The following is a 22,519-nucleotide window of genomic DNA, read 5'->3' as shown; positions in this document are numbered from 1 at the left end:
CCGGGACAAAGGCCGCCGCCTTGCAGCAGACGGCCAGCCGCTCGATCCGACCGGCAGCGTCGGCTACTCGCTTCCCGCCGGGCGCTCGACGTAGACCATCGGCGTCTCCGGCGAGACGAAGTCGGCGTCGGCCGCGTCGACCGCCGTCCAGTAGTCGCGCACCTCGGCGTCGAGTCGCTCGCCGATCCGCTCGCGCGAGAGCAGGTTGTCCCCCGCGGCGACCAGCGAGAAGTCCACCCGTTTCTCGTCGTCGTGGTCCCTGGCCCACTCGCGGGTGCGCTCGTTCGGGTAGTTCACCACGAGTGTGCCGCCGGGCCGAACCAATTCGTAAAGGCTGGAGAGGGCCCGTTCGGCGTCGGCGACGAAGTACAGCGTCGCCGCGCAGTAAACCAGGTCGAACCGGCGGTCGACGTCGAGGTCGGGGAGCGAGTCGACGGCGAACGAGAGGTTCGCGAGGTCGCGCTCGGCCGCCAACTCGCGGTTGTCCGCGACGACGCGCTCGGCGGCGTCGAGGCCGGTGATCGAGAGCTCGGGACGGCGCTCGGCCAGCGCGAAGGGGACGACCGCGGGGCCGCAGCCCACCGAGACGACGTCCTCGAACGGGCCGAACCGGTCGCAAAAGCGCTCGAGATAGTCGATCATCTCCTCGCCGCCCAGGTACGCGCGGCGGTCGTAGTCGGCGTCGTCGTAGACCCGATCCCAGCCCCGACTCATATCGGCCCGTCGCGCGGGATGGTGAAATATATTGGTCTCGGTCGCGGTCGACCGACAGTCGATTCGCGCTCGACCGGGGCCGGCGCCCGCTCGATCCGGACCCAATGTGCGATCGGTGTCGGCCGGTTTGGGATCCGCGTCGTCCGGGTCACGACTCCGCCCGAACGGCCCGCTTGCGGACGGTCGCGGGCAGGTCCGTCTCGGGCCGGAGCGTGATCGACGGGGCCAGCGACAGGGGTTCGTCGGCGTCGACGTCCAGCGCACAGCGGCCGGCCATCGTCGCCAGGCCGAGCGTGAGTTCCTGGCGGGCGAACGCCGCGCCGATGCAGTAGCGCGGTCCGCCGCCGAACGGGAAGTACGCGTAGTCGGGTCGATCCGCCTCGCCGTCCCACCGGGAGGGATCGAACGTCTCGGGGTCGTCCCACCACCGCTCGTCGCGGTGGCAGACCCACTGGGGGCACAGCACCTGCGCGCCGGCCGGGAGGCGATAGCCGCCGAGGGTGACCGACCTCGTGGTCTGGCGGGCCGTGACCGGCGCGGGCGGGAAGAGGCGAAGGGTCTCGTCGACGATCCGGCGCGCGTGGGACAGGTCGTCGAGATCGAGCGCACCGGCGTCGAGTGGCCTGCTCGACGGTCGATCCGTCGACGATCGATCCGCCGCCTCCGCGGCGGCCGGCCCCGCGCGCTCGACCGCCGCCTCGTACTCGTCGACGAGCCGATCGCGCTCGTCGGGATGCTGACTCAGGAGATACCAGGCGTAAGTGAACGCGACGGCCGCGCTGTCGTGCCCGCCGAGCAGCATCGCGACGAGGTTGTCGCGGAGTTCCGCCGTCGTGAGATCGCCGCGGTCGCGGGCCGCAAAGAGCGCGGACGCCACGTCGGACCCGTTCGTCCGGGAATCGGTGTCGGCGGTCGACGGGTCGGAGCCGTCGGCTGTCGGTTCGGTAGCGGCGGCTGCCCGATCGCCCCCGTGCGCTTCTGAACGGGCGGCAGCGACGGCCCCGGCGGAGTCGGCGGCGGCCGATCCGCCGTCCGCCGATTCGGCGAGCGAGTCCCGGCGGTCCTCGATCACGCTCGCGACGAACGCGTCGAGTTCGCGAACGGCCCGCCGAAAGCGTCGCTCCGTCGGCGTCGGCACCCAGTCCGGCAGGAGCTGGCCCGGCCGGCGGAGGTCCGCGCGGGCGATGGTCGCGTCGGCGGCGTCGAGGATCACGTCCTCGTACCCGTCGATCTCGACGTCCAGCAGCGTGGTCGTCAGGACGGTCAGGCTCAGCAGGCGCATCTCGCGGTGGAGGTCGACCCGCTCGCCGTCGTCCCACGCGTCGACGCGCGAGGCGACCGCCGCCACCACGCCGTCGGCGTAGCGATCGATCGCCTCGCGGGAGAACGCCGGCCCGATCGCGTTCCGCAGGCGGCGCCACTCGTCGCCGCGCGTCGCGGTGACGGCGTGGTCTTCGAGGCCCGCGAACACCTCGCGCTGGGCCTCGCTCAGGACGAACCGGTCGCGATCGAGCAGCACCGTCTCGATCAGCTCGGGCTCGCTCACCAGGTACAGCTGCTGGCCGGGCAGGCGAAGTGAGACGACGTCGCCCTGGTTGGCCCACCGTTCGTACGCCCCCAGCGGATCGCGAGCGTAGGTGAGTCCGGTACCGAGGACGGGAAGGCCGTCCGGGCTCGGCGGCGATTTCGGATCGCTCATGTCCGATCGTCGGAGCGCCACGACGATAGCCCTGGGCCGACGCATCCGAACCGGGTTTATATCGCCGGGCCGAACGGTAGCGTACCGCACGATGCGCTACGTGACGGTCGCCATCTCGACGGACGAACCGGCCTACCACCCGATCGAGCACGAGCTGTCGACCGAGCCGAACGTCCGGCGCCGGGCGATCCACGCCTTCGAGGTACTCGATGACGGGACGCTCGTCCTGCTGGCCGAGATCGACGGCGACGCCGAGCGCCACCGCGAGCTACTCGCCGACGCCGAGGCCGTCCACGAGTTCGCCGTCGCCGACGACGGCTCCGGCATCTGCTACAGCCGCGTCGAGCCCACGCCGCTCGCCTCGCGGCTCGTCCGTCGAGAGCGGGCGAGTCCCGTGATCGTCGTCCCGCCGATCGAGTACACGCACCAGGGCGACCAGCTCCTCACGCTCGTCGGTCGGGAGCGCGACCTCCAGGCCGCGGCCGGGAGCGTCCCCGACGAGCTCGACGTCGAACTCGTCGCGACCGGGCCGTACCGACCCAGCGTCGACGGCCCGCTCGCCGCGCTGACCGACCGGCAGCGCGAGGTCGTCGACACGGCCGCCGCGATGGGCTACTACGAGAACCCCCGCGGGACGACCCACGACGCCATCGCCGCGGCGCTCGGGATCGAGGCCGGGACCGTCGGCAAACACCTGCGGATCGCGGAGTCGACGGTGTTCTCGCACCTGCTCGAGACGCCCGACCGCGGTCGCCCGGAGTGAGAGGGGGTCGCAAGGTTTTTCTCGATGCTCGCCGGTGTGACGCGTATGACGAGCGAATCCCGCCGTCGGTGTGCAGTTCGCCAGCAGCCGCGATCGCGGACGGGATTCGGCTTCTTCCTCGCCCGGTGACGGGCGCGGTGGATCCCGGGCCGCCCACACCGGGCGATCGGGGCGAAACCGTCCACACTGTCGAGCTGCCGGCCGGAGCCGGCGTGCTCCCGGTATCGGGCTGCGGCCGGGAGTCGGAAGCGCTAACTGACCGACACGCGCGCTACTACACAAGCGAATGCAATTGCCACAGGCACAGGTCGCGGTCTTGGAGGCCGCGAGCGCAGACGAGGCACAGACCGTCGACGCCCTCGCGGCGGCGACCGACCTGCCCCCGGAAACCGTCACGGGCGCGCTCTTCGCGCTCGAGGAGGACGGGCTGGTCGCCGTCACCGAGGCCGCCGAGGAATCGATCGCCCTCACGGACGAGGGCGCCGCGTACGCGGCCGAGGGGTTGCCGGAGGTTCGCCTCTACGAGGCGGGGCTCGAAGCCGGCGCCGACGAGGCGCCCGTCCAGATGGGGCAGGTCATCGGCGCGTCCGGACTCGAGGGGCCGCAGGTGGACATCGCCCTCTCGAACTTCGCCCGGAAGGGATACGGGACGATCGAGAGCGGCGAGTTGCGGGCCGATCCGGACGCCGACCCCGACGCCGACCCGGAGGCGGCCGCGCTGGCGGCGATCGCGAACGAAGCGGCCGGCGATTCCGACGGATCCGGCGTCCCCGTCGACGATCTCGACGTCGACGCCGGCACGCTGGATCAGCTCGAACGCCGCGAGTTGATCGAGCGCCGCGAGACGACCGTCCGCTCGGCGACGCTGACCGACGCCGGCGTCACGGAGCTGATGGCCGGCGTCGAGACGGCCGAGACCGTCGGCCAGGTCACGCCCGACCTGCTCACCAGCGGCGACTGGCGCGACGCCGAGTTCGCCGAGTACAACGTCGAGGCCGACGCCGCGGAACTGCACGGCGGTCGAATGCACGTGCTCCGGCGGACCGCGGAGCGAGTGAAGGAAGTCCTCGTCGGGATGGGGTTTCAGGAGATGGACGGGCCGCACGTCGACGCGGACTTCTGGATCAACGACTGCCTGTTCATGCCCCAGGACCACCCGGCGCGAACCCACTGGGATCGCTTCGCTCTCGAGGAGCCCAGTCACATCGACGACCTCCCCGAGGAGCTGGTCGAGCGGGTCGAACGCGCCCACCGCGAGGGCGTCGGCGAGGATAGCGAGGGCTATCACTCCCCCTGGGACGAGGACTTCGCCCGCGCGCTCGCGCTTCGCGGCCACACCACCTCGCTGTCGGCGCGGTACCTCTCGGGCCACCAGGTGGGCGAACTGGAGCCGCCCCAGCGCTTCTTCAGCGTCGAGAAGGCCTACCGGAACGACGAGCTGGACGCGACCCACCTGCTCGAGTTCTTCCAGATCGAGGGCTGGGTGATGGTCGAGGACCTCTCGATCCGGGACTTGATGGGCACCTTCGAGGAGTTTTACGCCCACTTCGACATTACGGACATCGAGTTCAAGCCAACGTACAACCCCTACACCGAGCCCAGCTTCGAGCTGTTCGGCGAGCACCCGACGACCGGCGAGCTCATCGAGATCGGCAACTCGGGCATCTTCCGCGAGGAGATGCTGGAGCCGCTGGGCGTCGACTGCGACGTGATGGCGTGGGGGCTCGCCCTGGAGCGGCTGGCCATGCTCATCACGGGCGCCGAGGACATCCGCGACATCCACGGGTCGCTCGCGGACCTGGCGTTCCTGCGGAACGCGGAGGTGGTCTACTGATGCCCACCGTCGACATCGATCCCGACGAGCTGCGCCGGCTCTCGGGTGCGACGGAGATCTCCGACGACGAGTTGCTCGAGGACCTGTTCAGCCTCGGGATCGAGTACGAGGGCGAGAGCGAGGACGGCGACTTCCAGCTCGAGTTCGAGCCGGACCGCCTCGACCGGCTCTCCGTCGAGGGGATCGCCCGCTCGCTGCGCTACCACTACGGCGAGGATCGCGGCGTCTACGTCCCGACGACGACCGAGTCCGACTGGAGCATCCGGGTGGACGAGGACGTCCCGGCCGAGCGCCCGTACGTCACCGGCGCGGTGATCCGGGGCGTCGACCTGGACGAAGACTCGCTCGACTCCGTCATCCAGCTCCAGGAGAAGCTCCACGCGACGATGGGCCGAAACCGCGTGAAGGGCGCGATCGGGATCCACGACCTGGCGATGCTCAGAGGGGCGCCGGCGACCGAGGGCAACCCGACGATCCGCTACACCGGCGTCGCCCGCGACGGCGAGCGCTTCGTCCCGCTGGATTCCGACCAGGAGCTGACGCCCGGCGAGGTGCTCGAGGAACACCCGACTGGCCGCGAGTACGCGCCCGTCGTCGCCGACTACGAGGCGATGCCCGCGATCTACGACGACATCGGGCTGTTCTCGTTCCCGCCGGTGATCAACGGTCGCCGGACGGAGGTCTCGACGGACTCGCGCGAGCTGTTCGTCGAGATGACCGGCACCGACCAGTGGACGATCGACAAGATGCTCGCGATCGTCTGCTACGCCTTCGACGCCCGCGGCGCGACCGTCGAGGACGTCACCGTCGAGTACGCCGACGCGTCGGTCGCCGCGTCGGCCATCGAGGCGAGCGGCGGTGCCACCGAGGCCGGCGCGAACGAGGACGACGCCCGGGCGCTCGTCCGGCCGGAACTCTCGACGAAGACCAAGACCGTCGCCCACGACCGGATCGAGTCGATCCTCGGCATCGACCTCGACCCCGAGGAGGTGCGGGATCTCGCCGAGCGCTCCGGACTGGAAGCGGACGTTCCGTCGGGCGGCGAGGTCGAGACGGCGGCGAGCGCCGGCGTCGCCAGCGAGTCGGATACCGCATCGCCGGACGGCGATCTCGCCTACGAGGTCACCATCCCGCCCTACCGCGTCGACGTGCTCCACCCGCTGGACGTGATCGACGACCTCGGGCGAGCCTACGGCTTCAACGAACTCGAGCCGCGCTATCCCGACGCCGGTACCGTCGGCGGGCGCCACGAGCGCAGCCGCCTCGAGGAAGCCGTCCGCGAGACGCTCGTCGGCCTCGGGTTCGAGGACATGCTGAATTTCCACCTCATCGGCGAATCGGACACCTACGATCGGATGGCCGTCGAGCCGGGAACCGACGTCCTCGGCGGCGGCGAGCCCGCGCGCATCAAGAACGCCTACAGCGAGGACTACGCCATCGTCCGAACCTGGGCCCTGCCCTCGCTGCTGACCGTCCTCGAGAACAACACCCACCGCGCGTACCCCCAGGACCTCGCCGAGGTGGGTTTCGTCGCCGAGGTCGACGAGTCGGCGAACACGAGCGTCGCCGAGTCGCGCCGCGTCGCCGGCGTCCTCGCGCGCCACGACGCCGCCTACGAGGACGCCAAATCCCGCCTCCAGGCGCTCTGTCGCGCGTTCGACGTCGACCTGGAGACGCCCCCGACCGACCACCCCTCGTTCGTCGACGGCCGGGCGGCGAGCGTCGTCCTCGACGGCGAGGCGGTGGGCGTTCTCGGCGAACTCCACCCGCGCGTGCTCGTCGAGCGCGACCTCGAAGTGCCCGTCGCGGCGTTCGAGGTCGATCTGGCGGGGCTCGACGCCGACTAGGAACAGCGCGATCGGACGCTGGTGCAGCTGGCGATTCGGTTCACCGCCCCGGTCGAATCGACGCGATCGCGTTCCGCACGTCGCGGACGAACGGGCGCGGGTCGTCCCGCCGGAGGTAGTCGAAGCGGGGCTGGGCGACGAGCGAGCGCGCCACCGACGCGAGTTCGGCGGGGAACGAGGGTCGATCGACGAGGTCGACGTCGTCGGCGAGAATGGAGTAGAGGTAGCACAGTTCGCCGCGCAGGAGGTGGCCGGCGACGCCGACGTCGTAGGCGGCGCCGACGGGGTCGCAGCCGCCGTTCGAGAGGTCCCAGTAGTACGACGGGAAGTCCGCGCCGGCCTGGACGGAAAACGGGAGCGACGACCAGAATCGGGGGTTGATCTCCATGAGTTTGAACTCGCCGGTCGCCTCGTCGCGGAGGAACTCCACCATCGCCAGGCCGTGCCAGTCGAGTTCGTCGAGGAGGGCCAATCCGGCGGCTTCGAGGTCCGGAATGTCGACGGATTCGCGGAAGGCGCTCGGCCCGCCGGCGTAGCTGTAGCCGCGCCGTTGGCGGTGCTGGAAGGTGGCGACCGGCTCGCCCTCGTCGTAGAGCGCGAAGAAGCCGTACTCGTGGGGCGTCCGGACGTACGCCTGGTAGATCGGTTCGTGGCCCATCTCGGCGGTCAGGCCCTCGACGTCGGGTTCGGTTCCCGGCGGGAGGTACGTGGTCGACGGCGGCGCGGTACACTCGTCGGGCTCGCAGTCGACGTAGGCGTCGGCGAGAATGGAGTAGCGCGGCTTGACGATCCACTCGCGGGCGGGGTCGTCGAGGTCGCTCACCGGACCGGTTTCGGGCGCGCCCACGCCGGCCCGGTCCGCGGCGTCGAAAAGTCGGCGGCGGTCCTGCACCGCAGCGAGCGCCTCCATATCGGGCCACGGCGTCTGCATCGACCGGGCGAACGCCTCGCGGTACCGCGAGAGGACGTAGACGTCGGCCTCGCGAACGGGAACGATCGTCCGGACGGCCGGCCGCCGGGCAAGTGCGAGGAGGCTATCGCGGTAGGCGAGCAGGTCGTCGTCGGGCGCGGGGACCGCGATCCCCTCGTCGCAGAACGCGGAGGCAAGCGCCGGTGCCGTCGGCGACTCCGAGGCGACGATCGTCCCGACGCCCCGCTCGGCGAGCGAACGCAGGCAGGCGACGCTGCTCGGCGCGTCGATCGCCGGGACGACGGCCGCCGATCCGTCCGCCTCGGTCCAGTCGGGCTCCATCGTCCGATCCTGGACGGGGACCGATGGTAGTTATCCGGCTCGGACGGGGCTCGTCCGCCCGGCTAGGGTGTGGTTACAGTGTTTCGAGGCCCAGCGAGCGGTCGTCTCCCGCGGAGATCCGGCTCCAACGCTACTTGTTCGCAGTTCGAGCGGCGATGGCGGTCGTTCCCGTACCGGGGGTCAACGGATGGGCCCGCTCGATACGTCAGGCTCTAGAATTCGTGGTCGAGCTCGTCCTCGTCGGCCTTCTGGATGATGATTTTCCCGTCTCGCACGCGGACGAACACCTCGTCTCCGATCTGCATGCCGGCGACCGCGAGTTCGTCCTCGTGGAGATTGAGGTGTACGTTGTGATAATTTCCCTCCTCGTCTTTCGCACCGCTTGGACTCAGCGTCTTTTTCCGGACCATCGCGGGATTCTTACTGAGAGGTTCGCCGCAGGATATACTTAAGTGTTTTCTACGACACGATCGATGATTTTCGGAGACGGTCCGGCGATTCGAACGGACGATCGATCCGACGGGTCGGATTCGATACGCAACGATCCATCCCCCTCGACCCGGGATCGTCACGCCGTCCGGCGGTGTTCGATCGAAATCCCATCGACGTGAACCGCATTTCACTTAAACATACCGACGCAGTCGGCCGATTGTCGGGGATATCTTTATGTCACATTGTGCGCTGGTCTGGCATGGAGGCTGGAACCATGGTACGTGACGACGGCAAACGAAACTTCGCGCTGCGCGAAGACGGCGGCGACGAATCGAGCGTGTTCTCGGGGAACACCCCGCGGCAGGCGGCACTGAAAGCGGCCCGGCGACTCGAACCCGGGTCGAGCGAGGCCGACGCCGACCGGGTCGAACTACAGCTCCGGGAGAAAGGGACCGACAAAGTCCACATCTACGAGGGCTGGGCCTGGGAGGAGACCGCCCCCGACGACAAACCGGACTGGATGCCGGATCGGATCACCGAAGCGAACGTCTCGAAGCAGGGGATCGACCACCTCGACGAGTGAGCCGGCGTCCCGATCGACCGCGCGTCGCCGGGCCACCGCCGGCGCGCGTTCCCGGACGAGATTTCTCGCGGTAGCGCGACGATCGAGCGACGATTGAGCGACGCGTTCGTCGACCGGGAACGTCCACGATAGCGTTCCGGTCGGCCAGATTTGCGGGCTCCGATGGCCACTCGGCGAGCCAGCTGACAGGACGTTCCGCCCGATCGGCCCCAATGTGGACGGACGATCGAGCGTCGGTCACCGGCCGAGTCGGACGGTCCGGCCGGTCGGCGTCGGCAGCGAGCCCGAGCGACGGTGTTTTCCCCCCGTCGACCGTACCCCGACTGTGACCGTACGTACGCTCGGCCCGGCCGGGACCTACTCGCACCGGGCGGCGCGAACCCTGGACGACGACGTCTCGTTCGAGCCGTCGGTGAGCGCGATCGTCGCCGCCGTGGATCGCGGCGAGACCGACCGGGGCGTCGTCCCCATCGAGAACAGCATCGAAGGCAGCGTCACGGAAACCCTCGACGCGCTGGTCGACGCGGACGTCGCCGTCGTCGGCGAGCGGGTCCTGCCGATCCGCCACGCCCTGCTCGCCCAGACCGGGTCGTTCGAGACCGTCGCCAGCCACGCCCAGGCGCTCGCGCAGTGTCGGGACTTCCTCTCGAACGCGTATCCGAACGCGACGCGGGAGGCTGTCTCGAGCACGGCCGCCGCCGTCGACCTCGCCAGACGCGACGCCGACGTCGCCGCCATCGCGCACCCGTCGGCCGCCGGCGACGGCGTGGGCGTCCTCGCGAGCGACGTGCAGGATCGATCCTCGAACCGAACCCGATTCTTCGTCCTCGCGCCGGATGCCGAACGCTCGACGAGCGGGGAGAAGTCGACGCTCGTGATCGCCCCCGAGACGAACCACCCCGGCCTGCTCTACCAGCTGCTCGAACCCTTCGCGGAACGGGAAGTGAACCTCTCGCGGATCGAATCGCGACCCACCGGGAACGAACTCGGCGAGTACGTCTTCCACCTCGACATCGAGGCCGGGCTCGACGAACCGCGGACGCGCGAGGCGCTCGACGCCGTCGAGGACGTCGCCGGCGAGGCGGCCGTGATACGACTCGGCGCCTACGACGTGACCGACGTCGAGTGACCGGACCTCCCCGGATCGGCTCGTTCGAGAGCCCCGGCCACCGCGAGCGGCTCGACGAGCACGCCCCGGACCGGGCGGCCGGGGCCGGGCGTCGGGGGAGGACTTATTTCCGCTCGCGTCCAACTAATCGGTATGCGACGAAATCCGTTCGACGACCTCGAGGACCTGCTCGACCGACTGGGCGGCCAGTTCGAGGAGGGGATGGGCCGCGACTCCGGGCTCGGCCTCCCCGGCGGGACGGGCATCGACGTCGCGGATACCGGATCGGAGTACGTCGTCACCGCCGACCTGCCGGGCTACGAGACCGAAGACGTCGACCTCCGGCTGGTCGAGGGCGCGCTGAAGCTCGAAGCCAGCCGCGACACCGAGGCGACGGACGAGGGGGGCGACTTCATCCGCCGCGAGCGCACCCAGGAGACGGTCAGCCGCCGGGTTCGCCTGCCCGAGCCCGTCGACGAGGAGGGCGTCGAGGCGACGTACAACAACGGCGTCCTGACGGTCACGCTACCCAAACTCGCCGGCGAGGACGGCGGCCACCAGATCGACATCTCGTAACGAAACGCTGATTCCTTTTCGAGCGAGCGATCCGGTCTCCCGGTCGATCGGCGATCGAGCAGCAATCGACCCTTCCGTCTGGCCGGCCGGTCGAACGCTCACCGTTCTCGCGGTATGGAAAGGTTAAGGGTCGCCATCCCCCCAGGTTGGTGTAATGAGCGCAGAGGGTTACGACCACGCGGCGGTCGAGGCCAGGTGGCAGGACGCGTGGGACGACGCGGCCGTGTACCGGACGCCGGACGACGTCGACGAGCCGACGTACGTCCTCGGGATGTATCCCTATCCCTCGGGCGAACTCCACATGGGCCACGTCCGCAACTACACGATCACGGACGCCTACGCCCGCTACCGCCGGCTGCGCGGCGACGACGTCCTCCACCCGATGGGGTGGGACGCCTTCGGACTGCCCGCCGAGAACGCCGCGAAGGAACGCGATACCAACCCGCGGGACTGGACGTTCGACTGCATCGAGCGCATGCGCGAGCAGATGGAGTCGATCGGCCTCGGCTTCGACTGGGACCGGGAGGTCACGACCTGCGAGCCCGAGTACTACCGGTGGAACCAGTGGCTCTTCTCCCGGTTCCACGAGGAGGAACTGGTCGATCGTCGGGCCGCCGAGGTCAACTGGTGTCCCCACTGCGAGACGGTGCTGGCCGACGAGCAGGTCGAGGGCGAGGCCGAACTCTGCTGGCGGTGTGATACCCCCGTCGAGACCCGCGAACTCGAGCAGTGGTTCCTCGAGATCACCGAGTACGCCGACGAACTGCTGGAGGCGATCGACGACCTGGAAGGGTGGCCCAACTCGGTCCGCCAGATGCAACGGAACTGGATCGGCCGCCAGTACGGGACGGAACTGGAGTTTGAGGTTCGCGAGGCGCCACGCGCCTCGAACGAACGGGGTGAGGGGAGCGAGCCGCGGGAGTACGGCCCCGTCGAGGCCTTCACCACCCGCGTCGACACCATCTACGGGGCGACGTTCTTCGCGCTGGCACCCGACCACCCGATCAGCGAGGAGCTGGCCGCGGACGACGAGGAGATCCGCCACTTCGTCGAGCACGAGGCCGATCCCGAAGGCGACGAGCCCAACGGCGTCGCGACGGACATGACGGCGACGAACCCCGCGACGGGCGAGGAGATCCCCGTCTTCGTCGCCGACTTCGTCCTCTCGGACGTCGGCACGGGCGCGCTGATGGGCGTCCCCGGCCACGACGACCGCGACCACGCCTTCGCCGAGAAGATGGGCGTCGAGATTCGGCCCGTTATCGCCCCGGAACCGGCTGCGGACGACGCGGAATCGGCCGGCGACGGATCCGCTCCCGACGCGCCGGACGTCTCCGAGTCGGCGTTCACCGACGACGGCGTCCTGGTCGACTCGGGCGAGTACACCGGCCTGGACAGCGAGACGGCCCGCGAGCGCCTGACCGCCGACATCGAGAGCGCCGAGCACAGCGCGCAGTACCAGCTGCGCGACTGGGGCATCTCCCGCCAGCGCTACTGGGGGACGCCGATCCCGGTCGTCCACTGCGAGGACTGCGGGTCCGTCCTCGTCCCCGAGAACGACCTGCCCGTCGAGCTGCCCGAGTTCGTCAACACGACCGGCAACCCGCTCGACGCGGCGACCGAGTGGAAGGAGACGACCTGCCCCGACTGCGGCGGCCCCGCCGAGCGCGAGACGGACACGATGGACACCTTCGTCGACTCCTCGTGGTACTTCCTCCGCTACGTCTCGCCCGACCTCGAGGACGCGCCGTTCGACGTCGACCGCGCCAACGACTGGCTGCCCGTCGATCAGTACGTCGGCGGCATCGAACACGCCGTGATGCACCTGCTGTACTCCCGGTTCTTCACGAAGGTGCTCGCCGACCACGAGGGCCTCGAGTTCCGCGAACCGTTCGAGAACCTGCTCGCCCAGGGGATGGTCCAGCTCGAGGGCTCGAAGATGTCCAAGTCGAAGGGCAACGTCGTCTCGCCCCAGCGCATCGTCGAGGAGTACGGCGCGGACACGGCCCGCCTCTTCATGATGCAGGCCGCCCAGCCCGACAAGGACTTCGACTGGAGCGAGGAGGGCGTCCGCTCGACGTACGCCTTCCTGACGCGCCTGACGGAGACGGTCTCGGACTTCGTGTCCGAGCCGCCGTCGGGCGACGCGAACGCCGTCGCGAGCTACGTCGACGGCGAGATCGACGCCGCGGTCGCCATCGCCGGCGAGGAGTACGAGGCCCTGCAGTTCAACCGCGCACTGCGGGAAGCCAAGGACCTCGTCAGGACGCTGCGCCAGTACGCCGACTACACCGATCCCCACCCAGACACCTTCGAGCGCGGCCTCTCGGCGGTGCTGCGCCTGCTTGCGCCCGTCGCGCCCCACCTCGCCGAGGAGCTGTGGGAGGAACTCGACCGCGACGGCTTCGTCGTCGACGCCGACTGGCCGACCGCCACCGTCGACCGCGAGGGCGTCGAGCGACGACGACGCCTGGTCGAGAACACCCGCGAGGACGTCCGCGACATCGTCGACGTCGCCGGCATCGACGAGCCCGAGCGCATCGACGTCGTCGTCGCGCCCGACTGGAAGTACGACGCCCTCGAGATCGCCGTCGAGAGCGACGCCGACAACCTGATCGGCGAGTTGATGGGCCACGACCACATCCGCGAGCAGGGCGACGCCGCCGCGGACTACGGCCAGGACCTGCAGGCCGAACGGGAGGCCCTGCGCGAGACGCTCGGTCCCGACGCGGAGCGCGAGGCGCTCGAGGCCGCGGCGTGGCTCGTCGAGCGCGAGTTCGACGCGCCCGTGCGAGTGCTCGACGCCGACGAAGCCGACGGGAGCGCGGTCGGGGACGCCGAACCCGGTCGACCGGGCATCGAGATCGTCGAGTAGGCCGGACCCGCTATAATTTTCGGCTTGCTGACCTGTACTCTGTTCGCTCGTTGCCCATGGTCGGCTTTGAACTCTGTCGGCGGGCGATGAGTGAACTGTCCGACCCAGGACATGAAGATGGTGTGAGGTACCGCGGCTAGACAGAACGAGGTGGACGGGAAATCTGACCAAAATACGGGAATATTTTTGTCTATTTACGTACGAGGGGTTCGCACGCCATGTCGAAATCGACGGACGAGCGGGGGCGAATCTACCTCCCGAAGGACGTCCGCGAGCGATTCGGTGACCAGTATCGCATCGTCGAACTCCCCAGCCACGTCGCGCTCTTCCCCGTCGACGAGGATCCGATGGAGGGTCTCAGGGCCGCCGTCGGCGATGCATTCGCGGAGGGGGAGACTGAGGAGTTGAAAGCGGACGCACGCGAAGCGATCGCTCGGGAGGTTCGAGCGGAAGCGGACAGTCGGTCGCATGACGGCGAGGAGTGAAGCGTGTACGTCGAAACCGACTTTCTCACGGCGCTGGTGAAAGACGACGACCGGCTTCAGGAGGCTGCCCTCCGCGCCCTCGAAGAGCGCGACGACATCCACACCTCGATACTCGCGTACGCCGAAGTGCTGGTGTTGTTCTACGACCGCGAGGCCGCCGCGGACGACATCGATGCGTCCAGGGCGATCGCCAACTTGCTCGAACTGGTGCCAATCGTGCCGAGCGAACACGAAGATGCGGTTCTGGCCGCCGCGGCGTTCCTCGACGAGTACGATCTCACCCCGTTCGACGCGCTTCACGCTGGACTTGTCACGACCCGCGAAGAGCGCGTGCTTTCGACCGAACAGGACTACGACACCGTCGGCCTCGAGCGCACACCACTGGAACGCGGATCCTCCGAGTGAGGCGCGATGGATCGATTCGATTCGGGAGCAGCCGTCGCGACGCAATCCGACGGCGGAGACCACAGTGGGAACTGTGGGTACGCGGCCGCGAGGGCATGCTGATATCGCGAACCCGTCCATGTTGAGATAGATCGCCGGGTCGACCATCCACGGCAGGGAGACGAACCGCCCGTTGAGAGAACAACCGAACGCGAGCTACCCGTCTTCGCCACCGCCCTCGACTTCCGGAAGGGAATTGCGGATGATCGCGATATCGGCGGCGTGTTCGAACGCCACCCGACCGCCGACGCTGTCCATCCCGAGCATGGTGTGGCCCGCGTTCTCGCTCCCGATGAAGATGGCCGCCGTCTCCCGCTCGCGAGCGAACTCCCGGATTCGGTTCGAGATCGTTCCCGACGGTGCGGCGCGGTCCACGAAGATGTACTCGAAGTCGGCTTCGGGGGCGAGTTCCGCGACCTGCTCGCGCAACCGCGAGACGATGGTCGCTCTATCGAAGGTCTCGTGCTCGGCGATCCAGCCGTTCTCCCGCGCGTAGGCGGCGTTGGAATCCGGAATGACCGTCACCGCGAGCGGCGTCTGCTCGTAGAGCGTCGCCGAGCGCGCCGCGTGCAACAGCGCGGTCTTGGACAGCGCCGAGCCATCGTACGGAATGAGAAGCACCATATCTGGGTCTCTGAAGACAGTGGAGAACGGGCATCTGGTAAGTTAAGCGTATTTGCCAGCCGGCGTACATCCGGACGGACTCGAAATTACGGCGACCAGTCGGGACGAGTTCATTCGGGAATTCGTGGTGCTACGTCCCGCATCCCATGCCAACGAGCACTGCACGACTCGTCGTGCCAGTTGCGGCGCGAAACCGCCCCTCGCTGGGTCCAAGACCAGCGCCGAATGGCTGCTACCGTCTCGATCGCACACTCCGGACGCGAATGCGGTAGTCCGGACGCTTCCACGCAACACGCGGGTTTCGAGCCCCGCCTAATTTTTATACAGTGTCGGATCGGACGATATGTATGGCAGAGATAGTCCTCACGAAGCAGAAAATAGAACCAGAGAAAACTCGTCGTCTGGAGACGTGGGCACGAGAAGTCCGAAATCGCAACTCAGAGGCGGTCGAAACGTTACAGAACGAAGGAATGCACGCGGAAACGGCCTTTATCGAACACACGGACGATGGAGAGTTCCTGGTCTATTACATGAAGGCGGAGGACATGCAGCGCGTCTACGACGCGTTCGAGGAATCCACACACCCCATCGATGTCGAACACAAACAGGTTATGATGGACGTACTCGAAACCGGTGAAGACGTCGGAGACTTCGACTTCCTGTACCACCTGGATAATCCGGAACTGCCGTAGTGGAACTCCAGCCCCCGATCGGAGCCGCCGACCGGCGCAGCCAAAATCGCAGAGTCGACGATCGTGCAAACTGCCTTATAATAGCCGCAATAATCTGTGACGAGAAGCTATGAGCTACGATCCGCAGACCCTGGAGGCCCGGTGGCGCGAGCGCTGGGCCGAGTCGGGTCGGTACGAGGCCGACCCCGACGAGCGCGATGACGAGGATGTTACGTTCGTCACGGTCCCGTATCCCTATCCCAACGGCGGGATGCACATCGGCCACGCCCGCACCTACACCGTGCCGGACGTCTACGCCCGCTACCGGCGCCAGCGGGGCGACAACGTGCTCTTTCCGATCGCCTGGCACGTGACGGGCACGCCCATCGTCGGCGCCGTCGAGCGATTGAAGGCGGGCGACCCACACCAGATCGACAGCCTGCAGAACGCCTTCGGCGTTCCGGAGGCGGACCTGGCCGAGCTCGAGACGCCGATGGGCTTCGCTCGCTACTTCATCGAGAACCACTACAAGGCGGGAATGCGCCAGCTGGGCCTCTCGATCGACTGGCGCCGGGAGTTCACCACCAGCGACGAGCGCTACTCGAAGTTCATCGCCTGGCAGTACGAGACGCTCCGGGAGCGCGGCCTCCTCGAGAAGGGCCTGCACCCGGTCAACTACTGTACGAACGAGGCGCAGCCGGTCACCACCCACGACATCTACGAGGGCGAGACGGCCGAGTTCCAGGAGTACTCGCTCGTCAAGTTCGAGGGGGACGCGCCTGGCGAAGCCGGTGACGGGGTCGTCTTCCCGATGGCCACCCTGCGACCGGAGACGGTCCGCGGGGTGACCAACGCGTTCGTGGATCCCGACGCCGAGTACGTTCGGGCCCGGGTGGGCAGCGACGAAGCGGACGAATCGGCCGGCGTATCCGAATCGGCCGAGAGCGAGACCTGGATCGTCTCCCGCGAGGCGACGGAGAAACTCGAACTCCAGGCGCGCGACGTCGAGGTCGTAGCCTCGTTCGACGGGTCGGCCCTCGTCGGCGGGCGCGTCCGCAATCCGGTCACCGACGAAGCGATTCCGATCCTCCCCGCGTCCTTCGTCGACACCGACAGCGCGACGGGCGTCGTGATGTCCGTCCCCGCCCACTCGCCCGACGACTGGATCGCCCTGGAGGCGGCGAAAGACCGCGCCGACGACCTCGCCGAGTACGGCCTCGATCCCGACGAGATCCGGACGATCGAGCCCCGACCGGTGCTCACCGTCGAGGGCTACGGCGAGTACCCGGCGAAGGAGGCCCTCGAGGACCACGGCGTGGACCCGGAACTCGACGAAAACGGCGTCGGGTCGACCGACGAACGCGACGTCGAGCCGAGCGACGAATCGGCGATCGAAGACGCCACCCAGGAGCTGTACAACCGCGAGTTCCACCGGGGCGAACTGCTCGAAGGCTACGGCGAGTTCGCTGGCGAGGTCGTCGCGGACGTCCGCGACGACCTCGACGCACACTACCAGGAACGGGGTGCGTTCGACTCGATGTACGACTTCGCCGAGGCGGTGATCTGTCGCTGCGGCGGCGACGTCGAAGTCGCCGAACAGGAGACCTGGTTCCTGCGCTACAACGACGCGGACTGGCAGGAAAAGGCCCACCGGGCGATCGAGAACCTGGCGGCCGTTCCCGAGAACACGAAGCCCCAGTACGACCACGCGGTCGACTGGCTCGAGGAGTGGCCCTGCATCCGAAACTACGGCCTCGGCACCCGGCTGCCCTGGGACGACGAGTTCGTCATCGAACCCCTCTCGGACTCGACGATCTACACGGCCTACTACACGATCGCCCACCTGATCGAGGACGTCCCCGTCGAAGCGCTCGATCGGGACTTCTTCGACACGCTGCTGCTGGGACCTGCGGCCGCGGACGACCCCGACGATACCGCGCTCGAGTTGCGCGAGGAGTTCGAGTACTGGTACCCGGTCTCCGTGCGCTGTTCGGCCAACGACCTCATCTCGAATCACCTCACGTTCTTCCTCTATCACCACGCCGAGCTGTTCGAGCCGGCGAAGTGGCCCGAGGGCATCACCGTGATGGGGATGGGCCTGCTCGAAGGTGAGTCGATGAGTTCCTCGCGCGGGCACGTCGTCCTCCCCGACGAGGCCATCGAGCGCTACGGGGCCGACACCGTCCGCTTCTTCCTGTGTAACAGCGCGGAACCGTGGCAGGACTTCGACTGGCGCGCGGCGGCCGTCGGTTCGACGCGCGACCAGCTCGAACGCTTCTGGACCCGCGCGGAAGAACTGGTCGCGGCGGACTCCGGCGAACGCGGGGAGCGACGGCCCGCGGACGCTGCGAGCGGGCCGCACCCGCACGCCACCGACCGCGACCTAGAGCGGATCGACCGCTGGCTCCTCGCGAAACTCCAGGAGACCGTCCGCGAGGTCACCGACGCGATGGAGGACTTCGAGACGCGGACGGCGAGCCAGGCCGCGTTCTACCGCTTCGAGGAGCACCTGACGTGGTACCGGCGGCGGGCCGCTCTCGACAGGCCTGGCGCACGCGTTACCCTGCGGACGGTGCTGGAAACGCGCCTTCGCCTGCTAGCGCCGTTCGTCCCATTCATGGCGAACGAACTCCACGAGCGTCTCGCCGGCGACCCCGCCGAGGACGTCCCGTGGCCGGAACCCGTCCCGCAGTTCGAGGACGACGCGGTCGTCGCCGCGGAGGGCCTGATTCGCGACCTCGTCGACGACGTCCGCGACATCGTCGACGTGACCGAAACCGATCCCGAGACGATCCGGGTCTACACGGCCGCCGACTGGAAACGCGAGGTGTTCGACACCGTCGTCGAGGTCGGCCCGGACCAGGGACGGGTCATGAGCGCGGTCATGGAAAGCGAGACACTGCGCGAGCGGGGCGACGCGGTGAACGACCTCGTCGGCGACCTGATCGCGTTCGTCCGCGAGCGCGACGACGAGAGGCTCGCGACGCTCTCCGACATCGACGAGCGGTCGGTCTACGCGGACGCCGCGGCGTTCCTCGAAGTCGAGTTCGACGCCGCCGTCGAGGTGTACGCGGAGGGCGATGCGGCCGCCGAGGCCGACGGGAAGGCGGCGCAGGCACAGCCCTTCCGCCCGGCGATCCGCATCGAGTGAGGGGTCGGGCGGCGAACGGTGACGGTCCGCGCTGGGGCCGATCGACTACCGCAGCCGGCGCTCGAGGCGGCCCCTCGAGGCCACATCGATCGGCCGATGACGATCCCCGATTCGTGACGATTACAGCCGCTGCAGCGCGTCACGGGCCTTTTTGGCCGTCGCCGTCGGACGGATCACATGAGCCGCGGTGACACACCCCTGCGCGAGACGGACCGATCCCCGGTGCACACCGCGGGGAGCGACTATCGACTGCCCCACCCCTTCAGGCTCACCTGGCGCGACGGGCTCTTCTGTCACTGGCCGATCGAACCCGACGCCCTCCGGCCGCACGTTCCGGACCCCCTCACGCTCGACACGTACGACGACAGCGCCTGGGTGAGTATCGTCCCGTTCGTCGCCGCGAACGCGGGGCTTCGAGGGACGCCGCGGATCCTCCGGCCGACGTTCGCCGAACTCAACGTTCGAACCTACGTCTCCATCCGGGGCGACCCGGGCCTGTACTTCTTCAGCGTCGACGTGGGCAACGCGGCCATCGCGACGCTCGCAGGCCGGGCTACTCGACTTCCCGTCCGGCGGGCGCGGATGCACGTCTCCCGGAGCGAGGGGAGCGTGCCCGACGAGGGCTCGCAGGTTTCGTTCGCGAGCGCGCGCGAATCGGTCGGCGAGCCGGACGCGCACTTCACCGTGACCTACGAGCCCGAGGACGAGATCAGCTTCGCGGAGCCGGGGACCCGCGACGCCTGGCTCACCGAACGGCGGCGCTTCTTCGCGCCCGACGGGTGGGGCGACGGGAGCCGACCCCGGGGGACCGTCCTCGTCGGCGAAGTCGCCCACGCGCCCTGGCCGCTGCAGTCCGCGTCGATCACGCTCCACGAAAACGGCCTCTTCGCGGCGAACGACCTGCCGGAACCCGACGCCGAGCCCGTCGCTCACTACTGTCCGGAGCTAGCCATGACCGCCGCGATCCCGCGCCGGATGCGGGTTCCGTACTAAGCGGACGACCCGGGGCCACAGCCTGCGACGGAGTCTGCGGTCATCCCGTTCGATCGTTCCGACTGCGGCGGAGCGTTATTCCGTCGGCCTGCGATCGCCACTGCATGGGGGGAGTCGACTTCCGGGAAACCGACGGGGTCGGCCAGGACGACGAGAACGCGGACCGGGCGCAGCCGTTCCGCCCGGCGATCCACGTCGAGTGAGAGTCACTGTGCCCGGGAATCCGAAGCCCGGAAACCCAACTCAACCCGCCATCGATGCATCCAATAACTGACCAGCGCCACATCGGGGACGGATCTATCGTTACTGCTCGATAGTTACGTCTTCCAGTGTGACTCCCCTGCCTCCGGTATAGAAGTTCACGCTGCCAGCGCTCGCCGCAGTGCTAACTTCCGTACCGATCTGGAGTTCCACTGTGTACCGTTGCCCCGTTTTTCGGCGTGATGTATCTATTACCAGGTGGTCCGTAGCCGGACCGAATCCAACGAAGACGTCTCGGGGTCGAGATCGAGACTCGATAGCCGAACACGGCAGGGTGAGCGACGCCCGGTGCTCCGGATCGTCACTGTGCCGGGCCGGCAACGATCCGATCGTCCAGTACTATCCGGAACTCACGATGACCGCCTCGATCCCGCGGCGGGCGCGGGCACCGTACTGAGCGGGGTCCACCGGAGCCAGGGACCGCGACGCGATCGAACGACGTCACCGGTCCGAGGATCGCGTCCCGGACGTAACTTTATTTCGCCGGCCTGCGACCGGGGAGACATGGAGCGAGTCGACATTCGCGAGGACGGTGCGGGCCCGTCGATCGCCGAGGCCGACGTCTACCGTCGGCTCTCGAAACCCCTCGGAACCGAGGAGCTGGCGCTCAACTACGCCGAGATCGAGCCCGACGGCCAGCTCGGCTTCGACTACCACCGCCACCGCGACCAGGAGGAGGTCTTCGTCGTCACGGGCGGGACCGTCACGTTCGAAACCGAAGACGGCGACGTCAGGGTCGGCGAAGGCGAGGCGATCCGCTTCGGGCCCGACGAGTTCCAGCTCGCCACCAACCGGGACGACGAACGGGCGACGCTGCTGGCCCTCGGCGCCCCGCGCGGGAGCCGGGAGATCCAGTACCGGCGCGCGTGTCCGACCTGCGAGGAAGAGACGCTGCAGGATCTGGAGTTCGACCGCGAGCGCGCCGTGTTCGAGGGGGTCTGTACCGAGTGCGGCGAGGTCGCGGTCGAAGTCGAACCCTCGTGAGGAAGTCCCAGTCTGCGTCGGGCCCCGCTACGTCGACGCCGGGTCGCTGCGTTCAGTTGCCGGCGCCGACGAGGTCGAACGGGCTGCCGCCCTCGCGGTCGCTAGCTTCCTCGTAGACGACGTGGGCGGCGGCGACGTCCTGGATGGCCAGCCCGGTCGAGTCGAAGACCGTCACGCCGGTGTCGGCGGTCCGACCCGCGCGGTCGCCGACGACGATCTCGCCGATCTCGCCGTAGATGTCGTCGTCCGTGAGCGTCCCCGCGTGGTAGGGGACGTTGATCTCGCCGGAGTGGGTGCACTGTTCGTGGTCGTCGATGACGATCGTCGCGCCGAGCAGGAGGTCGTCGGCGAGTTCGTGCTTGCCCTCGGCGTCGGCGCCCATCGCGTTGACGTGGGTCCGCTCGCCGACGTCGTCGGGACCGACGATGGGCTCCTCGACGGGCGTCACCGTCGAGAGCACGTCGCAGTGGCCGGCCTCCGAGATCGAACCGCCGCGGACGTCGAACCGGTCGGCGAAGGTCTCGACGAAGCGCTCGACGCGCTCGTCGTCGAGGTCGCTGACGACGACCTCCTCGATCGGGCGAACCTCGCTGATGGCCTCGAGTTGCGTGTAGGCCTGGACGCCGGCCCCGACGATCCCCAGCGAGGTGGCGTCCGCGACCGCTAGGTGGTCGGTCGCGACGGCGGCCGCCGCACCCGTGCGCTTCATCGTGAGTTCGGTCCCGTCCATGATGGCCAGCGGGTAGGCCGTCTCCGGGTCGGAGTAGATCATGGTCCCCATCACCGTCGGGAGATCGTGATCGTCAGGGTTGTCGGGGTGAACGTTGACCCACTTGAGCCCCGCGGCGTCCCACTCGTCGGTCGCGAGGTAGGCCGGCATCGACCGGAAGTCGCCGTTGTACTGGGGCAGGTCGACGTAGGATTTGGCCGGCATCTGGGCGGTACCGTGTTGGTAGGCCGCGAACGCGGCTTCGAGCGCGTCGATGACGCTCGGCATGTCGGCGTAGGTGTCGACGTCCTCGTCCGAGAGGAGCAGCGTGTGCATGCGGAAGAGTCGTGCGTGCCAGCACTTAGTACGTACCGAATCGGACCGGGTCGCCCCCGTCGCACGCCGATCGATCGCCGGAGCAACGACTGCGCCGCGGCGAGACGCTCCCGCACCGCCCGACGTCGCAGCCCCGCCCCAATCAACTGCAGAAAATTAAATCTCTTTATTACTAAGA

General features: G+C 68.5%; 19 protein-coding genes. 13 read left to right on the top strand and 6 right to left on the bottom strand.

Annotated features, from left to right (window positions below):
• Positions 1-63 precede the first annotated feature (63 nt).
• Together MXA07_RS02530 and MXA07_RS02525 are read right to left on the bottom strand one after the other, a co-directional pair.
• Positions 64-714, bottom strand: coding sequence for a class I SAM-dependent methyltransferase (locus tag MXA07_RS02530; protein ID WP_247730485.1), 651 nt, complete (start codon positions 712-714; stop codon positions 64-66).
• 148 nt (positions 715-862) lie between these two features.
• On the bottom strand, positions 863-2,413 hold the full coding sequence (locus MXA07_RS02525) for a cytochrome P450 (RefSeq protein ID WP_247730484.1): 1,551 nt from the start codon (positions 2,411-2,413) through the stop codon (positions 863-865).
• Between the two features lie 91 nt (positions 2,414-2,504).
• On the opposite strand from MXA07_RS02525, the gene MXA07_RS02520 reads away from it, so the two are divergent.
• The 3 genes from MXA07_RS02520 to pheT all read left to right on the top strand — a co-directional run bounded on the left by MXA07_RS02520 (position 2,505) and on the right by pheT (position 6,857).
• Positions 2,505-3,176, top strand: coding sequence for a helix-turn-helix domain-containing protein (locus MXA07_RS02520; protein WP_247730483.1), 672 nt, complete (start codon positions 2,505-2,507; stop codon positions 3,174-3,176).
• 286 nt (positions 3,177-3,462) lie between these two features.
• On the top strand, positions 3,463-5,010 hold the full coding sequence (gene pheS / locus MXA07_RS02515; protein ID WP_247730482.1) for a phenylalanine--tRNA ligase subunit alpha: 1,548 nt from the start codon (positions 3,463-3,465) through the stop codon (positions 5,008-5,010).
• Positions 5,010-6,857: a phenylalanine--tRNA ligase subunit beta gene (gene pheT / locus MXA07_RS02510; RefSeq protein WP_247730481.1), complete on the top strand. Its 1,848-nt coding sequence runs from the start codon at positions 5,010-5,012 to the stop codon at positions 6,855-6,857. Before pheS ends, pheT begins: the two co-directional genes overlap by 1 nt.
• A gap of 40 nt (positions 6,858-6,897) precedes the next feature.
• On the opposite strand, the gene MXA07_RS02505 is transcribed toward pheT, so the two are convergent.
• Both MXA07_RS02505 and MXA07_RS02500 read right to left on the bottom strand, forming a co-directional pair.
• Positions 6,898-8,109, bottom strand: coding sequence for a carboxylate--amine ligase (locus MXA07_RS02505; RefSeq protein WP_247730480.1), 1,212 nt, complete (start codon positions 8,107-8,109; stop codon positions 6,898-6,900).
• A gap of 212 nt (positions 8,110-8,321) precedes the next feature.
• Positions 8,322-8,519, bottom strand: a complete 198-nt coding sequence (locus MXA07_RS02500; protein ID WP_247730479.1) for a hypothetical protein — start codon at positions 8,517-8,519, stop codon at positions 8,322-8,324.
• A 296-nt stretch (positions 8,520-8,815) separates the two neighbouring features.
• Here MXA07_RS02500 and MXA07_RS02495 point away from each other — a divergent pair, with 296 nt between their 5' ends.
• The 6 genes from MXA07_RS02495 (at position 8,816) to MXA07_RS02470 (ending at position 14,573) form a co-directional block, all read left to right on the top strand.
• A complete protein-coding gene (locus MXA07_RS02495; RefSeq protein ID WP_247731694.1) occupies positions 8,816-9,124 on the top strand; it encodes a non-histone chromosomal MC1 family protein in 309 nt (102 codons plus the stop codon).
• Positions 9,125-9,449: 325 nt separating this feature from the next.
• Positions 9,450-10,253, top strand: coding sequence for a prephenate dehydratase (pheA, locus tag MXA07_RS02490; protein ID WP_247730478.1), 804 nt, complete (start codon positions 9,450-9,452; stop codon positions 10,251-10,253).
• 132 nt (positions 10,254-10,385) lie between these two features.
• Positions 10,386-10,808 carry an Hsp20/alpha crystallin family protein gene (locus tag MXA07_RS02485; protein ID WP_247730477.1) on the top strand — a complete coding sequence of 141 codons (423 nt, stop codon included), beginning with the start codon at positions 10,386-10,388 and terminating at the stop codon, positions 10,806-10,808.
• A 154-nt stretch (positions 10,809-10,962) separates the two neighbouring features.
• Positions 10,963-13,683, top strand: a complete 2,721-nt coding sequence (gene leuS, locus MXA07_RS02480; protein ID WP_247730476.1) for a leucine--tRNA ligase — start codon at positions 10,963-10,965, stop codon at positions 13,681-13,683.
• Positions 13,684-13,901: 218 nt separating this feature from the next.
• Positions 13,902-14,168 (top strand): AbrB/MazE/SpoVT family DNA-binding domain-containing protein, encoded by a 267-nt coding sequence (locus tag MXA07_RS02475; protein ID WP_247730475.1) that lies wholly within the window; start codon positions 13,902-13,904, stop codon positions 14,166-14,168.
• Between the two features lie 3 nt (positions 14,169-14,171).
• Positions 14,172-14,573 carry a PIN domain-containing protein gene (locus MXA07_RS02470; protein ID WP_247730474.1) on the top strand — a complete coding sequence of 134 codons (402 nt, stop codon included), beginning with the start codon at positions 14,172-14,174 and terminating at the stop codon, positions 14,571-14,573.
• Positions 14,574-14,768: 195 nt separating this feature from the next.
• On the opposite strand, the gene MXA07_RS02465 is transcribed toward MXA07_RS02470, so the two are convergent.
• Entirely contained in the window at positions 14,769-15,236 is a 468-nt protein-coding gene (locus MXA07_RS02465) for a universal stress protein (RefSeq protein WP_247730473.1), read from the bottom strand.
• Positions 15,237-15,583: 347 nt separating this feature from the next.
• Here MXA07_RS02465 and MXA07_RS02460 point away from each other — a divergent pair, with 347 nt between their 5' ends.
• From MXA07_RS02460 to MXA07_RS02445, 4 genes are all read left to right on the top strand, one after another.
• Positions 15,584-15,928: a DUF6176 family protein gene (locus tag MXA07_RS02460; protein WP_247730472.1), complete on the top strand. Its 345-nt coding sequence runs from the start codon at positions 15,584-15,586 to the stop codon at positions 15,926-15,928.
• 109 nt (positions 15,929-16,037) lie between these two features.
• Complete coding sequence (gene leuS / locus MXA07_RS02455) at positions 16,038-19,058, top strand: leucine--tRNA ligase (RefSeq protein WP_247730471.1); 3,021 nt, start codon at positions 16,038-16,040, stop codon at positions 19,056-19,058.
• 177 nt (positions 19,059-19,235) lie between these two features.
• Positions 19,236-20,051: a YqjF family protein gene (locus MXA07_RS02450; RefSeq protein ID WP_247730470.1), complete on the top strand. Its 816-nt coding sequence runs from the start codon at positions 19,236-19,238 to the stop codon at positions 20,049-20,051.
• A 765-nt stretch (positions 20,052-20,816) separates the two neighbouring features.
• Entirely contained in the window at positions 20,817-21,296 is a 480-nt protein-coding gene (locus MXA07_RS02445; RefSeq protein ID WP_247730469.1) for a cupin domain-containing protein, read from the top strand.
• Positions 21,297-21,348: 52 nt separating this feature from the next.
• Here MXA07_RS02445 and MXA07_RS02440 read toward each other — a convergent pair whose 3' ends face one another.
• Entirely contained in the window at positions 21,349-22,341 is a 993-nt protein-coding gene (locus tag MXA07_RS02440) for an ornithine cyclodeaminase family protein (RefSeq protein WP_247730468.1), read from the bottom strand.
• Positions 22,342-22,519: the final 178 nt, after the last annotated feature.

The organism is Halovivax limisalsi (assembly GCF_023093535.1).
Lineage (GTDB): Archaea > Halobacteriota > Halobacteria > Halobacteriales > Natrialbaceae > Halovivax > Halovivax limisalsi.
This window is presented reverse-complemented; position numbering and strand designations above follow the sequence as displayed.

Bases quoted from the DNA above. Each gene is read 5' to 3' on its own strand.
- MXA07_RS02485 (WP_247730477.1), top strand. From the start codon at position 10,386: ATGCGACGAAATCCGTTCGACGACCTCGAGGACCTGCTCGACCGACTG.
- MXA07_RS02450 (WP_247730470.1), top strand. From the start codon at position 19,236: ATGAGCCGCGGTGACACACCCCTGCGCGAGACGGACCGATCCCCGGTG.
- MXA07_RS02530 (WP_247730485.1), bottom strand. From the start codon at position 714: ATGAGTCGGGGCTGGGATCGGGTCTACGACGACGCCGACTACGACCGC.
- MXA07_RS02495 (WP_247731694.1), top strand. From the start codon at position 8,816: ATGGTACGTGACGACGGCAAACGAAACTTCGCGCTGCGCGAAGACGGC.
- MXA07_RS02475 (WP_247730475.1), top strand. From the start codon at position 13,902: ATGTCGAAATCGACGGACGAGCGGGGGCGAATCTACCTCCCGAAGGAC.
- MXA07_RS02520 (WP_247730483.1), top strand. From the start codon at position 2,505: ATGCGCTACGTGACGGTCGCCATCTCGACGGACGAACCGGCCTACCAC.
- MXA07_RS02500 (WP_247730479.1), bottom strand. From the start codon at position 8,519: ATGGTCCGGAAAAAGACGCTGAGTCCAAGCGGTGCGAAAGACGAGGAG.
- pheT (WP_247730481.1), top strand. From the start codon at position 5,010: ATGCCCACCGTCGACATCGATCCCGACGAGCTGCGCCGGCTCTCGGGT.
- leuS (WP_247730471.1), top strand. From the start codon at position 16,038: ATGAGCTACGATCCGCAGACCCTGGAGGCCCGGTGGCGCGAGCGCTGG.
- MXA07_RS02460 (WP_247730472.1), top strand. From the start codon at position 15,584: ATGGCAGAGATAGTCCTCACGAAGCAGAAAATAGAACCAGAGAAAACT.
- MXA07_RS02525 (WP_247730484.1), bottom strand. From the start codon at position 2,413: ATGAGCGATCCGAAATCGCCGCCGAGCCCGGACGGCCTTCCCGTCCTC.
- pheS (WP_247730482.1), top strand. From the start codon at position 3,463: ATGCAATTGCCACAGGCACAGGTCGCGGTCTTGGAGGCCGCGAGCGCA.
- MXA07_RS02440 (WP_247730468.1), bottom strand. From the start codon at position 22,341: ATGCACACGCTGCTCCTCTCGGACGAGGACGTCGACACCTACGCCGAC.
- MXA07_RS02505 (WP_247730480.1), bottom strand. From the start codon at position 8,109: ATGGAGCCCGACTGGACCGAGGCGGACGGATCGGCGGCCGTCGTCCCG.
- MXA07_RS02445 (WP_247730469.1), top strand. From the start codon at position 20,817: ATGGAGCGAGTCGACATTCGCGAGGACGGTGCGGGCCCGTCGATCGCC.
- leuS (WP_247730476.1), top strand. From the start codon at position 10,963: ATGAGCGCAGAGGGTTACGACCACGCGGCGGTCGAGGCCAGGTGGCAG.
- MXA07_RS02465 (WP_247730473.1), bottom strand. From the start codon at position 15,236: ATGGTGCTTCTCATTCCGTACGATGGCTCGGCGCTGTCCAAGACCGCG.